The following is a 13,525-nucleotide window of genomic DNA, read 5'->3' on the forward strand; positions in this document are numbered from 1 at the left end:
CGAGCAGCCTACCCTCAAAACAATCACAAAAAAATCAATCCAGACTTAACTGTGAGCTAGAGTTTCTTTATCTTTTTCTTTAGCTAAAAACTTTTCCAACTCAGTTAATGCGTCGGCATCAACTTTAGTCTGCATCGGACAGAATTTAGGCCCACACATCGAACAAAATTCAGCAGTTTTGTAAATATCTGCTGGTAAAGTTTCGTCGTGATATTCTCTGGCGCGTTCAGGATCGAGGGATAATTCAAACTGACGTTTCCAGTCAAAATTATAACGAGCCGTAGAAAGCTCATCATCTCGATCTCTAGCACCAGGACGATGACGGGCAATATCAGCAGCATGAGCAGCAATTTTGTAGGCAATTAAGCCATTACGAACATCTTCTGCATTAGGTAAACCTAAATGTTCTTTGGGAGTGACGTAACACAACATTGCTGTACCATACCAACCAGCCATCGCTGCTCCGATCGCAGATGTAATATGATCGTAACCAGGAGCTATATCAGTTACCAAAGGACCTAAAACATAGAAAGGTGCTTCACTACACTCTTCCATTTGTTTTCTGACATTAAACTCAATTTGATCCATCGGCACGTGACCGGGACCTTCTACCATCACCTGTACATCATGTTCCCAGGCGCGACGAGTCAATTGTCCTAAAGTTTTGAGTTCCGATAGTTGTGCCTCATCCGAAGCATCATGGGTACAACCAGGACGCAAAGAATCCCCTAAACTGAAAGAAACATCGTATTTCTTAAAAATCTCAATAATCTCATCAAAATGGGTGTAAAGAGGATTTTGTTTGTGATGATGTAGCATCCAGCGAGCAATAATACCACCACCGCGAGAGACAATTCCAGTAATGCGATTTTTTACCAAGGGCAAGTATTCAATTAGAATACCTGCATGAATGGTCATATAGTCTACGCCTTGTTGAGCGTGTTTTTCAATAATGTGCAGAAAATCATCAGGAGTGAGATTTTCAATCTTGCCATGTACACTTTCTAAAGCTTGGTAAATTGGTACAGTGCCAATGGGTACAGGAGAAGCATTAATAATTGCTGTGCGAATTTGATCGAGATTACCGCCTCCAGTAGACAAATCCATCACCGTATCAGCACCATATTTTACGGCTAAGTTCAATTTGTCTAATTCTTCACTAAGATCTGAAGAGTTCGGAGATGCACCGATATTGGCATTTACTTTACATTTAGACGCAATACCAATACACATCGGTTCTAAATTAACGTGATTGATATTAGCGGGGATAATCATTCTTCCTCTTGCTACTTCATCGCGAATTAGTTCGACTGGAAGATTTTCTCGTTTGGCAACGTAGTGCATCTCTTCAGTGATGATTCCCTGACGAGCGTAGTGTATTTGGGTAACATTACTTTGTCCACTCCGCTTGGCAACCCATTGTGTTCTCATATTTTTTTCCTCAATAAACAGCTTCCCTCCGCTGGTATTACCCAGTATCAGGTTCTAAGGGACTATCTCAGCCTGGCACTTCAGACACCCCTAGCTATGGTTAGGAATTGTATCACTTTGCCACTGTTGATGGAGCAATCCTAGCTATGATAAAAAATAAAATTTTTTAAGTACTCGACATTTTCTAATCCAACGGTAATGAAGTTGAAGCTTTGACTTCATTAAGAACGATACTAGTTCTGATCTTATCTACACCTGAAATTGGGATAATTTTCTCGCGTAGTAACTTCTCTAGATGCTGGTGGTTGGCAACTACAAATTTTAAAAGATAATCAAATTCTCCCGCAAGATAATGACATTCTAAAATTTCTGGTAATTCTTGTACTTGGGTACAGAAATTATTGACACACTCTGACTGATGATGAGTGAGAGTAACTTGAGCAAAACAAAGTAAATCCAAACCTAAAGCTTCGCGATTGACCAAAGTAACATAGCGGTCTATTGTCCCCTTTTGTTCGAGCTTTTTCAGTCTTTTTTGGAGTCCAGGGGCTGAGAGATTGACTCGACGAGCTAATTCTGCACTGCTGATGCGACCATCTTCTTGTAACAAACGCAAGATAGCCCTATCCATTTCATCCAACTGTTCTAGTGGCTCTTTGGGATTCAAGGTCAATTTCCTTTGAATAATATTTTTTATCTAGCTTAGTTCATTTTTAAAGCTGAATCAAGTTTTTAAAGAAACGATCTATACTTAAATAAGAGTAATAGTTATTTTTTTTATTCTAATCACTTTAATTAAGTTAATAATCAAAACCGAGTTATAGTCTTCTCTAATTTATTTGCATCAAGAAATTAATCATCAAAAGCAGATCAAATACTGACGATACCTCGGGAAGGGAGGAATTCCCATGAGCGAAATTTGTCGGATCAAATCCTTTGATCATCTCGAATTTTACGTTGGTAATGCTAAACAAGCAGCACATTTTTATAGTCAAGGTTTTGGCTTTACTAATACTGCTTATCGAGGTTTAGAAACAGGAGAGCGCAAAACGGCATCCTATCTAATGGAACAAGGTCAGATTCGTTTGGTGTTGAGTACAGGGTTGAGTGGAGATGATCAAATTTGTCAAAGTGCGATCGCTCATGGTGATGCTATAGCTGTAATTGCTTTGGAAGTTCCTGATGCTGTTCGTGCTTACCGTGAGACAACTAAGCGGGGTGCTAGGGGAGCTATTCCACCTACTGAAGAAGAGGATGAACAGGGAGTATTTCGTTATGCAGCCATTCATGCTTATGGTGAAGTTTTAATTAAATTTGTAGAAAGAAGTAATTACAAGGGAGTGTTTGCTCCTGGTTTTGTACCAAGAAAATCAGCTACTGGTAAGGGTGTGGGATTAACCCGTATCGATCATGTGGTCGGCAATGTTGAGTTGGGAACGATGGAAAAGTGGGTACAATTTTTTGCCGAGACAATGGGTTTTGAATTGTTAGTTCATTTCGACGATCAAACTATTGCCACAGAATACTCTGCCTTGATGTCTAAGGTGATGCAAGACGGAAAAGGCAGCATTAAACTACCGATTAATGAGCCAGCCCAAGGCAAAGGTAAGTCTCAAATTCAAGAATACTTGGATTATAACGGCGGTGCTGGAATTCAACACGTAGCTTTCGCAACCAACGATATTATTCAAACGGTATCTCAACTTAGAAATTCAGGGGTAGAGTTTTTGGCCGTACCCCCAACTTATTACGAAAACATTGACAAAAGAGTAGGCAAAATCGATGAACGAATTGAGAAACTGGCAGAGTTGGGAATTTTGGTAGACCGCGATAGCGAAGGTTATTTGCTTCAGATTTTTACCCAACCAGTAGAAGACCGACCAACACTATTTTTTGAAGTAATTCAACGCTGTGGTTCTCAGGGATTTGGGGAAGGCAACTTTAAGGCTTTATTTGAAGCCATTGAGCGCGAGCAAGTACGAAGAGGCAATCTCTAGGAATGTGGAGTCAAAATTATGAGTTACTATTACAAACTGGGCAGCATTCCTCACAAACGTCACACTCAATTTCGTCAGCCAGACGGTTCTTTATATCACGAAGAACTAATCGGAACTCTGGGTTTTTCAGGGGTTCAATCTTTACTTTATCACCTGCGTCCACCTACCCAAATCCAACGAATTGTTTGGAAACAACCAACAGAAATCATCTATGAAGAATCAGCACCTTTGTATCCTCGTCATCTGCGCACCAACACTGTATCACAAAGAGGAGATGCGATTTGCGAAGCAGGCGCGGACGCGATCGCGTCTCGTGTTCCACTTCTAGGCAATGCAGATCTTTGTATCTCAATTGCTCGACCAAGCGAACCGATGCAGTATTGGTATCGTTTTGCTCATGGGGATGAAATTCTGTTCATTCATGATGGTAGTGGCATCTTAGAAAGTCAGTTTGGCATCCTTCACTATCAGCCAGGTGATTATTTGGTAATTCCCACAGGCATTCTTTGGCGCATTTTACCCGATGCAGATGTCGAACAACGAATGCTAGTGCTGGAAACATGGGGACATATTCAACCTCCCCGACGCTATCTCAACGAGTACGGACAATTTTTGGAAACATCTCCCTATTGCGAACGAGATCTTCGTCCACCAGAAAAGCTAATTACCTATGACGAGCGAGGAGAATTTGAGGTTCGCGTTAAAGCCAGAGGTGGGATAACTAGTTACCTCTATCAACATCATCCCCTAGATATTGTGGGCTGGGATGGACATCTTTGGCCTTTTGCTCTCAATATTGAGGATTTTGAACCGATTACAGGACGAATTCACCAGCCTCCGCCAGTACATCAAACCTTTGCAGGTTCTGGCTTTGTGATTTGTTCGTTTGTCCCGCGTTTATTTGATTATCATCCTTTAGCTATTCCTGCTCCTTATAACCATGCCAACGTCGATTCAGATGAAGTAATTTACTACGTTGAGGGCAATTTTATGTCTCGTCTAGGTACTGAGCGAAGCTCGATTACTTTTCATCCTAGTGGTATACCTCACGGGCCTCATCCAGGAAAATATCAAGGATCGATTGGAAAGGAACGAACCGATGAAGTTGCGGTGATGATCGATACTTTTCGACCACTTAAGTTGACCACGCAAGGATTGCTTTTTGAGGACAAAGACTATCCCTATAGCTGGAGTGAGCCGATCAATATCTAGTTGACTGGTTGAGGTAAAGGCAGATGGCAGGAGGCAAGAGGCAAGTTAAATGTGGATGAGCTTAATTGTTAAATCGGGAGCAACTTTAGAATGATTATTCAAACTCTAACAAAAACTTCAGGTAATTTAACCGTTTCGACGCGGATACAGGAACGTTTAGGTCGAGGAGAATTAACTCAGAAACAGGTAGAAGAATTTCAAAATTTTCTTGCTGAGGTTGATCGCCGTTTATTGCATCATCGTATCATTATCGATAATAGATATACTAAATGGTTCAGTCGGGGTAAGGCAACAGACGCACAATTAAGACACTTTATTCGACAATTTTCTGTCTTTTCCAATCAATTTCTGGTAGCAGCCTTACTCAAAACAATTAACGCGCCTACTCTGCAACAATCGCGGTCTAGTCGAGAAATTTTACTCAACGAACTAGGAGTAATTTACCGCAATCCCAAACCACAGATGAACAGTTCCACTTCTTTAAGCGAGGAGAAAAAAGACCGCGAAGGTGACCCCGAACTAGTCAGCACTGAAGGAACAGTAGATGGAGGTATTTGTCGTTTTCGTGCTGCTCATTTTGAATGGTTATTGGGAGTAGCTGAAGGACTAGGACTAAGTTTTGCAGAGATTGGTAAACGCAAACATGGCAGACCAACAACTTTACATTTCTGCGATCAATTAATCCGCCTTTACGGTAGCGACGATCCGCAGATTGCTCAAGGAGCTAGTTTTGCAGTTGAAAATTGGGCAGCAGCAGGTTTTTGGCAACAACTAGAAGATGGTTTATCCGCGATCGCACAAACTAGGCACCCAGAGCTGCGTTTAGCCTTTTTTACTTGGCACAACCGCGTCGAAGCACAGCACGCAGGACATACGTTGGAGGAACTGGAGGAAGTTTACTTTCAACCAAATTTTGATCAAGAAAAGTTTTTCCAAGGAGGGCAAGAAATTCTCAAAGCGATCGCTGTTTTTTGGGATGGTTTGAGGAGCGACCGCTCTTACTGTTTCTAGTGCAAGAAGGCAGAAGATTAACCTCTTGATGACAAGGTTTTCTCGTTAAATTGACTGGCTAGTGATTTCTACCTGCACTAAATAAATTCTGGAAGATGGATGGATACTATTGTGGCAAAAACAATTTTAGTAACTGGGGCGACAGGTCAAATTGGTAGTGATCTGGTTAAGGAGTTGAGTAAACAAGATAAAAATACTCAAATTATTGCCAGTAGTCGGCAAGCAAATTCTAATCTAGAAAATGAATCACTTGTCTATCAAGTTTTAGATGTAACAGATAGTCAGCGACTTCAAGAAATTATTAAATGGTATGGGGTGGATACTATCTACCATCTAGCAGGAATTTTATCTGCCAAGGGAGAACGCGATCGCGAGTTATGCTGGAATGTTAATATTAATGGACTTAAAAACATACTCGAAGCAGCCCGAACCTATCACCTGAAAGTTTTTTCCCCTAGTTCTATTGCTGTATTTGGAACGAATACTCCTAAATTTAAAACACCCCAAATAACCATTAAAGAACCTTCCACAATCTACGGTATTACCAAGGTGACGGGGGAATTACTCTGTCAATATTACGCTCATCAATTCGGGGTCGATGTCCGTAGTCTCCGTTTACCAGGAATTATCAGTTATAACACTCCTCCAGGAGGAGGTACGACTGATTTTGCTGTAGAAATATTTTATCGAGCAATGACACAAGGTAGCTATACCTGCTTTGTTCGTCCAGAAACACGCTTGCCCATGATGTATATGCTAGATGCCATTAAAGCCATCCTGGAATTGATGCAAGCAAAATCGACAGCGATAAAAATACGTTCCAGCTACAACATTACTGCGGTAAGCTTCTCGGCAGCAGAACTAGTTGCCGAAATTCAAAAACATCTCCCCGATTTTACTTGCGACTATCAGCCCGATTTTCGTCAGGCGATCGCGGATTCTTGGCCTTCAGTAATCGACGATTCCCAGGCACGAATTGATTGGGGCTGGCAGCATAGCTACGATCTGCCTGCTATTGTTGCCGATATGCTTGGACATCTTTCTCTTAAGCTAGGGAAGGTCAAAGTAAAAAGTAAGAATTAAAAGGGCAGAAGCAGAGGTTGAATATGCAATTTAAATGAACAACAGCTTATCCTTTATTACTTATTACCTATTACCTATTACCTATCACTTAATTATTTATTACCTAATTATTTGGACATTTAACTTATGTTTGCCACCGCCACCGATATTTTTCAATCAAATCTCGATGAGATCCGCCAATCAGGACTTTATAAAGAAGAGCGGATGCTGATTTCTCCCCAAAATGTCAAGATTTTAGTTCAAGAAGGTCGAGAAGTACTAAATTTTTGTGCCAATAACTATTTGGGACTGGCGAACCATCCCGAAGTAATTGCTGCTGCTCAAGAAGGTTTAAATAAATATGGTTTCGGCTTATCATCGGTGCGTTTTATCTGTGGCACGCAAACCATTCATAAGGAATTAGAGGGTAAGATTTCGGCGTTTCTTGGTACGGACGATACAATTTTGTATAGTTCCTGTTTCGATGCTAACACTGGACTTTTTGAAACCCTTTTAGATGCTGATTGTGCAGTGTTGAGCGATTCCCTAAATCATGCCAGTATTATTGATGGCATTCGTCTGTGTAAAGCCAAGCGGTATCGTTTTGCTCATAGTAATCTGGAAGAACTAGAGCAAGGACTACAACAGGCACATTCTGCCAAAATTCGCCTGATTGCTACCGATGGTGTTTTTAGTATGGATGGCGAGATTGCTCAACTGAAGCAAATCTGCGATCTTGCTGATCAATACAACGCCCTAGTGATGGTCGATGATAGTCATGGCACAGGCATTTTAGGTGAAACAGGACGAGGTTCGATTGAGCATTGCGGAGTGATGGGAAGAATAGACCTTATTACCAGTACCTTGGGAAAAGCTTTAGGGGGTGCTACAGGAGGTTTTACTAGCGGACGGAAAGAGATGATTGAGCTATTCAGACAGCGATCGCGACCCTATTTATTTTCTAACTCTGTCGCCCCGATGGTTGTCTATACCACCCTGAAAGTGTTGGATTTGTTAAGCCAAACTAATGATTTACGCGCACCGCGAAGCGGATCCCTTCGGGATCGCTTGATGGAAAATACGCGCTATTTCCGTCAACATATGACTGATTGTGGTTTTAAGATTGCACCTGGCATTCATCCCATCGTGCCGATTATGCTTTATGACGCACAATTAGCTCAGTATCTGGCAAGGGATTTATTAAATGAGGGTATTTATGTAATTGGCTTTAGTTATCCCGTTGTTCCTTTAGGAGAAGCTCGCATTCGTGTCCAAATTTCTGCTGCCCATACAAAAGAGCATCTTGATCGCTGTATCGATGCCTTTGTCCGTGTTGGTAAACAATATGGGGCAATCTAAGATCGTATCCTGTTGAATAGTCATGTTATCGGTGGGAGAAGGCAGAAGGGAAAATAAAGGCCTGAACAATAGAAGTTTATTACTACTAATTAGACGGATATGAACATCAAGCTTGCTACTTTTAGACCGCCAAACTTAGAAAACATTCGCCAGGCAGCTAAGACGATCTTGGCGCAAGCGTCTGATACTCCCTGTCGTTATTCGCGACATTTATCAGAAATGGCAAAAGCAACAGTAATTCTTAAAATGGAAAACCTACAATTTACAGGTTCTTTTAAAGATCGGGGTGCTTTAGTAAAACTACTTTCCTTAACTGCTGCACAAAGGAAGCAGGGAATTATCGCGATGTCGGCAGGCAATCATGCCCAGGCAGTTGCTCATCAAGCTCAACGTTTAAACATTCCCGCCGTGATAGTCATGCCTTGTTTTACACCTAATATCAAAGTAGAAAGAACTCGCTCCTTTGGGGCAGAAGTAATTTTTCATGGTGAAACTTTAGATGATGCCATCATTTTAGGTAAACAGATTGCTCAGGAGAAGAACTTAAACATCGTCCATCCCTATGACGACGAACAGATTATTGCTGGACAAGGAACGATCGCTTTAGAAATGCTTACCTCTCATCCCGATCTAGAAGTTCTGTTAATTCCCGTAGGCGGTGGTGGTTTAATTGCAGGTAATGCGATCGCAGCAAAAAGCCTTTGTCCTCAGATCAAGATTGTGGGCATACAAACTCAACGCTTTCCTTCGATGCTACAAGCTTTACAAGGCGAACCGATTATCTGCGGTAGCTCGACTATTGCGGAAGGAATTGCCGTTAAAACCCCAGGAAAACTAACCCTATCAATTATCCGCGAGTTAGTCGATGAGATTCTGCTGGTAGACGAAGATGAAATTGAAGAAGCGGTGCGATTACTCTTGGAAATGGAGAAAACAGTTGTCGAAGGAGCAGGTGCAGCAGGATTGGCAGCTTTAATTAAATATAGTGAGAGGTTCGTCGGGCAGAAGGTGGGCATCATTCTCAGTGGTGGTAACATTGACTTGCCTATCCTTGCAGAGATTGTACAACGCAGCATGGTTCGTTCTAATCAACTAGTACGACTGGAAGTTGAAATTAGGGATGTGCCTGGTGCTTTAGCAGAAGTGGCTAGGTTGATTGGTGAAACTAAAGCCAACATTATCGAAGTGCGCCATCAAAGGGAATTTAGCTGTCTACCATTACACTCAGCAGAGTTGGAATTAGTAATGATGACGCGAGGAGTTGCTCATTTACAGCAAATTATTGAAGTACTAACCAAAGCAGGATACAAGACTCGTCTACAATCGATCTGTGGAACAAGGGGCGATCGCGCTTCTACTCTTAAGTTTGATTAATAAGCGATCGCGTACGTGCCTCGGCTTTGGTGAGACCGCTTTGCTCAAAATGCTAGGAAACCATCTTTTTTATGATTATTTATCATAATTAAATATTTTTCTTTGAACCACTAAAAATGATATTTATCAAAGTATTCCAGACGCGGAAATTTTGATGATTAAATTAGATGCTATAAAAATATTGAAAGATAAAAAAAATTTATACTTCCTTTAACTTAAACAGGCGAGCATCATTTTTATAAGATTAAAGACTAAATGTAAATATAATCAAAATACAACCTTATTAGCTCGATCCCTTTTTATAATTTATTAATTTTTCCTGGTATTAATTAGTACTATGGGATTAATTATTCGCTATAATAGTAATGACTTGAGAATTACAATTTAACGATTATTACTAAAAGTAATAGTTTTTTTAGTAACTAAATAAAAAGCTTGTTATAGGCTCAATACCTAATTAGAGATTAGTTTTAAAACAGGCTATTCAAGAGCTTTTGCACAATGCAGAGGTGAAATTATGGACGCATCAGAAGAACAAGGACTCAGCTTAGAGCAACAATTTAAATTAGAAGTTTTAAAAAAAGAAATCGACGGACTAAACAAAGAACAGGCGAGAGAATATTTGCTACAAATATTTAGGCAAATGATGTTGCATGAGAATTTATGTAGAGAAATGCTCAAGCAGTGCTACCTGTAGTGAAAGCATCTCATTTTAGAAGAAAAATTGAAGCAAAAGCAAAGCATAACGCTGGGTTAAATCTTTTAGAAGGTTGATAGCCATGGCAAAGCACATATCGCTCGATCAGATCGTCAAATGTGGGGTGAACCAAACAATAGCCACCGCGATCCTACCACAAATTAATCAGTGGCTTATTTCTTTACCAGCGGTGGAATGCTGGCAAAATATCAGCCAAACAATACTCAAACCTCAGCATCCTTTTGCCTTACACCAACTTCTTTATGAGACTGTCTTCTGTGACTGGAACACTAGTCAAGGCAATCCTCCAGCTTGGTTTCCTTCTAAGGAAGAAATTGCAGCTACCAATATTGCTGCCTTGATCATGAAACTCAAAATAGCTTCTTACTCAGAACTTCATAATTGGTCGAGTAAAAATCGTGCTGAGTTTTGGGAAGTGATGATTGAACGACTAAATATTTGTTTTAGGGAAAAATATACTCAAATTGTCGATTTTTCTCAAGGGATAGAATCACCTCAATGGTTAGTAGGTGCGCGTCTGAATATTGTCGAAAGCTGTTTTCAAGCACCTAGAGATGACACTGCCATTATCTTTCAAAAGGAAGGAGACTCTTTATCTACTCTTACTTATGAAGAACTTGAAACTCTCACCAATCGAGTTGCCAATAGTTTGAGAGACAATGGCTTTGTTCCTGGTGATGCTATCGCGATTGCTATGCCCATGACTGCTGAATCTGTTGCTATTTACTTGGGTATTATTAAAGCTGGTTGCGTGGTAGTCTCCATTGCTGATAGTTTGGCTGCTGAGGCAATTGCCACTCGTCTGCATCTATCTAAAGCCAAAGCAATCTTTACCCAAGACTATATTTTACGTGCTGGTAAACAGTTGCCCCTCTACTCCAAAATAATCGAAGCAGATGCGCCTCAAGCGATCGCAGTCAAAACAAATTCATCTTTATCGGTTAAATTGCGTCAACAAGATTTATTTTGGACTGATTTTCTGACTTATAAAGATCAATTCACTGCTTTTTCGGCTCATCCTCACGCTCATACTAATATTCTGTTTTCTTCGGGTACTACAGGAGAGCCTAAAGCTATTCCCTGGAATCAGACTACGCCAATCAAGTGTGCTGTAGACGGACATCTACATCATGATATTCATCCACGAGATGTAGTAGCCTGGCCGACTAACTTAGGCTGGATGATGGGGCCGTGGCTAATCTACGCTAGCCTGATCAACCAAGCAACTATAGCTCTCTACTATGATGTCCCAACTAAGAGAGGATTTGGTCAGTTTGTCCAAGATGCACGGGTAAATATGTTGGGGGTAGTACCTAGTTTAGTAAATAGCTGGAAAGTAACTGACTGTATGCAAGGATTGGATTGGAGTGCGATCAAAGCCTTCAGTTCTACAGGGGAATGTTCTACGCCCCAAGATATGCTCTTTTTAATGTCTCTAGCTGGATACAAACCAATTATTGAATATTGCGGTGGTACGGAAATTGGTGGTGGCTATCTGACTGGTACGCTAGTACAACCATGCACTCCTTCGATCTTTACTACTCCTGCTTTGGGTTTAGACTTGGCTATCTTTGATGAAAATGGTCAACCTGCCGACAAAGGAGAAGTATTTATTATTCCCCCTTCAATAGGACTTTCTACCGAATTATTAAATCAAGATCACCATCAAGTCTACTTTGCTAATACTCCCTCTATTTCCCTACGCCGTCATGGCGATCGCATTGAGCGTCTGTCTAACTCTTACTATCGCGGACATGGTCGTGTTGACGATACGATGAATTTGGGTGGTATCAAGGTTAGTTCGGTAGAGATAGAACAAGTTCTTAATGCTGTAGAGGGAGTCAGCGAAACTGCTGCGATCGCGGTTGAACCTGCTCAAGGAGGCCCCAGTCAATTAGTAATCTACGCTGTAGTCACGCCTAACTTGAACACAGACAAAGAAATACTCCTGATTTCTCTACAGCAAGCAATTAAGCAACATCTCAATCCCTTATTTAAAATACACGATTTGGAGATCGTCGAGGCTTTACCCCGTACTGCTTCTAATAAACTGATGCGTCGAGTCTTACGCGATCGCTATAGAACTAATTCTGACGAAGTGAACGCAAGCCCTGTCGTTTTACGGCAGGGTACTGTTCATCAGAAAAATTTCAATAAAATGTATGTTTGAAGTCTATATTGTTTCAGCAGTTCGCACTCCCATCGGTCGGTTTGGTGGTGTGTTGGCGAATCTATCTCCAGTAGATTTAGGTGTTTATGTGATGCAAGCTGCCTTAAAACAAGCGGGGATATCGGGAGCAGCTTTAGACCTTTATATCTTTGGCAATGTTTTAAAAGCGGGACACGGACAATTATTGCCCCGTCAAGCTGCACTTAAGGCTGGAATTCCTAATGTTGTTAATGGCTATGCAGTCGATCTAGTCTGCTCTTCTGGTGCGATCGCCATAATTAATGCAGCTACTGCTATCCGTGCTGGCGAAGCAGATTTGGTTCTCGCTGGTGGGATGGAATCGATGTCCCAAACTGGTTTTTTTCTCTCTCACCGAGCTAGATGGGGCTACAAATTACTTTCAGATAGATCAGAACCGTTAAAAGATTTGTTACTCTACGACGGATTGACAGATGCTACTACTGGCGAAAGCATGGGACAACAAACCGAGCGGTTGGTTCTCGAATATGGTTTCAGTCGTCAAGATTTAGATGAAATGGCTCTTTGTTCTCACCAACGGGCAGCAGCAGCAACCAAGCGCGGTAGTTTTCAATCTGAGATCGTCCCAATCGAAGTTACAACTAGCAAAGGCACTCAACTAATAGAACAAGATGAAGGAGTTCGTCCAGATACAACTTTAGAACGTCTTGCTCAACTTCCTTCTGCCTTTCAAAAAAATGGAGTTCTCACTGCGGGCAATAGCAGCCAAATCTCAGACGGAGCAGCAGCCTTGATTTTAGCTAGCCAGTCGGCATTGGAACGTTACGAACTAAAACCCATTGCTAAAGTATTGGGAGGTACATGGACTGGTGGAGAAACTTGGCGTTTTCCAGAGTTGTCAATCTGGGCCGTCAAGAAACTGTTAGAAAAACTCGGCAGATCAATAACTGATTTTGATTTGTTTGAGAATAGCGAGGCATTCGCCATTAACAATTTACTTTTTACCAAAATATTTGATGTTGCTATAGATCGCCTGAATATCTATGGAGGAGCGATCGCTTTAGGGCATCCCATTGGTGCTTCTGGAGCGCGAATTGTAGTTACTTTACTCAACGCTCTTCAAAAACAACAGCTAACTTTAGGTTTAGCTTCTGTTTGTCATGGTACAGGTGGAGGCACTGCGATCGCATTTGAGCGAGTTTAATCTGACTG

The 13,525-nt window shown here is 41.2% G+C and carries 11 protein-coding genes and 1 riboswitch; of the genes, 9 read left to right on the forward strand and 2 right to left on the reverse strand.

Annotated features, from left to right (window positions below):
* Positions 1 to 45: 45 nt before the first annotated feature.
* Together thiC and STA7437_RS20895 are read right to left on the reverse strand one after the other, a co-directional pair.
* Positions 46 to 1,431: a phosphomethylpyrimidine synthase gene (thiC, locus tag STA7437_RS20890; protein WP_015195376.1), complete on the reverse strand. Its 1,386-nt coding sequence runs from the start codon at positions 1,429 to 1,431 to the stop codon at positions 46 to 48.
* Positions 1,432 to 1,437: 6 nt separating this feature from the next.
* Positions 1,438 to 1,533: riboswitch (TPP riboswitch) on the reverse strand.
* An 82-nt stretch (positions 1,534 to 1,615) separates the two neighbouring features.
* Positions 1,616 to 2,098, reverse strand: coding sequence for an Lrp/AsnC family transcriptional regulator (locus STA7437_RS20895; protein ID WP_015195377.1), 483 nt, complete (start codon positions 2,096 to 2,098; stop codon positions 1,616 to 1,618).
* 241 nt (positions 2,099 to 2,339) lie between these two features.
* Here STA7437_RS20895 and hppD point away from each other — a divergent pair, with 241 nt between their 5' ends.
* From hppD to STA7437_RS20940, 9 genes are all read left to right on the forward strand, one after another.
* Positions 2,340 to 3,428, forward strand: coding sequence for a 4-hydroxyphenylpyruvate dioxygenase (gene hppD / locus STA7437_RS20900; RefSeq protein WP_015195378.1), 1,089 nt, complete (start codon positions 2,340 to 2,342; stop codon positions 3,426 to 3,428).
* Between the two features lie 18 nt (positions 3,429 to 3,446).
* Positions 3,447 to 4,640, forward strand: a complete 1,194-nt coding sequence (locus tag STA7437_RS20905; RefSeq protein ID WP_015195379.1) for a homogentisate 1,2-dioxygenase — start codon at positions 3,447 to 3,449, stop codon at positions 4,638 to 4,640.
* Between the two features lie 90 nt (positions 4,641 to 4,730).
* Positions 4,731 to 5,651: a hypothetical protein gene (locus STA7437_RS20910; RefSeq protein ID WP_015195380.1), complete on the forward strand. Its 921-nt coding sequence runs from the start codon at positions 4,731 to 4,733 to the stop codon at positions 5,649 to 5,651.
* 99 nt (positions 5,652 to 5,750) lie between these two features.
* Positions 5,751 to 6,734, forward strand: a complete 984-nt coding sequence (locus STA7437_RS20915) for an SDR family NAD(P)-dependent oxidoreductase (RefSeq protein ID WP_015195381.1) — start codon at positions 5,751 to 5,753, stop codon at positions 6,732 to 6,734.
* A gap of 126 nt (positions 6,735 to 6,860) precedes the next feature.
* Entirely contained in the window at positions 6,861 to 8,072 is a 1,212-nt protein-coding gene (kbl, locus tag STA7437_RS20920; RefSeq protein ID WP_015195382.1) for a glycine C-acetyltransferase, read from the forward strand.
* Between the two features lie 99 nt (positions 8,073 to 8,171).
* Positions 8,172 to 9,446: a threonine ammonia-lyase gene (locus STA7437_RS20925; protein ID WP_015195383.1), complete on the forward strand. Its 1,275-nt coding sequence runs from the start codon at positions 8,172 to 8,174 to the stop codon at positions 9,444 to 9,446.
* A gap of 517 nt (positions 9,447 to 9,963) precedes the next feature.
* On the forward strand, positions 9,964 to 10,143 hold the full coding sequence (locus STA7437_RS20930; RefSeq protein ID WP_015195384.1) for an NblA/ycf18 family protein: 180 nt from the start codon (positions 9,964 to 9,966) through the stop codon (positions 10,141 to 10,143).
* An 82-nt stretch (positions 10,144 to 10,225) separates the two neighbouring features.
* Positions 10,226 to 12,334 carry an AMP-binding protein gene (locus STA7437_RS20935; protein ID WP_015195385.1) on the forward strand — a complete coding sequence of 703 codons (2,109 nt, stop codon included), beginning with the start codon at positions 10,226 to 10,228 and terminating at the stop codon, positions 12,332 to 12,334.
* Positions 12,327 to 13,517 carry a thiolase family protein gene (locus tag STA7437_RS20940; RefSeq protein WP_015195386.1) on the forward strand — a complete coding sequence of 397 codons (1,191 nt, stop codon included), beginning with the start codon at positions 12,327 to 12,329 and terminating at the stop codon, positions 13,515 to 13,517. Before STA7437_RS20935 ends, STA7437_RS20940 begins: the two co-directional genes overlap by 8 nt.
* Positions 13,518 to 13,525: the final 8 nt, after the last annotated feature.

The sequence above is a fragment of the Stanieria cyanosphaera PCC 7437 genome (genome assembly GCF_000317575.1).
Taxonomy (GTDB): Bacteria; Cyanobacteriota; Cyanobacteriia; order Cyanobacteriales; family Xenococcaceae; genus Stanieria; species Stanieria cyanosphaera.

Bases quoted from the DNA above. Each gene is read 5' to 3' on its own strand.
- STA7437_RS20940 (WP_015195386.1), top strand. From the start codon at position 12,327: ATGTTTGAAGTCTATATTGTTTCAGCAGTTCGCACTCCCATCGGTCGG.
- thiC (WP_015195376.1), bottom strand. From the start codon at position 1,431: ATGAGAACACAATGGGTTGCCAAGCGGAGTGGACAAAGTAATGTTACC.
- kbl (WP_015195382.1), top strand. From the start codon at position 6,861: ATGTTTGCCACCGCCACCGATATTTTTCAATCAAATCTCGATGAGATC.
- STA7437_RS20910 (WP_015195380.1), top strand. From the start codon at position 4,731: ATGATTATTCAAACTCTAACAAAAACTTCAGGTAATTTAACCGTTTCG.
- hppD (WP_015195378.1), top strand. From the start codon at position 2,340: ATGAGCGAAATTTGTCGGATCAAATCCTTTGATCATCTCGAATTTTAC.
- STA7437_RS20915 (WP_015195381.1), top strand. From the start codon at position 5,751: ATGGATACTATTGTGGCAAAAACAATTTTAGTAACTGGGGCGACAGGT.
- STA7437_RS20925 (WP_015195383.1), top strand. From the start codon at position 8,172: ATGAACATCAAGCTTGCTACTTTTAGACCGCCAAACTTAGAAAACATT.
- STA7437_RS20930 (WP_015195384.1), top strand. From the start codon at position 9,964: ATGGACGCATCAGAAGAACAAGGACTCAGCTTAGAGCAACAATTTAAA.
- STA7437_RS20935 (WP_015195385.1), top strand. From the start codon at position 10,226: ATGGCAAAGCACATATCGCTCGATCAGATCGTCAAATGTGGGGTGAAC.
- STA7437_RS20905 (WP_015195379.1), top strand. From the start codon at position 3,447: ATGAGTTACTATTACAAACTGGGCAGCATTCCTCACAAACGTCACACT.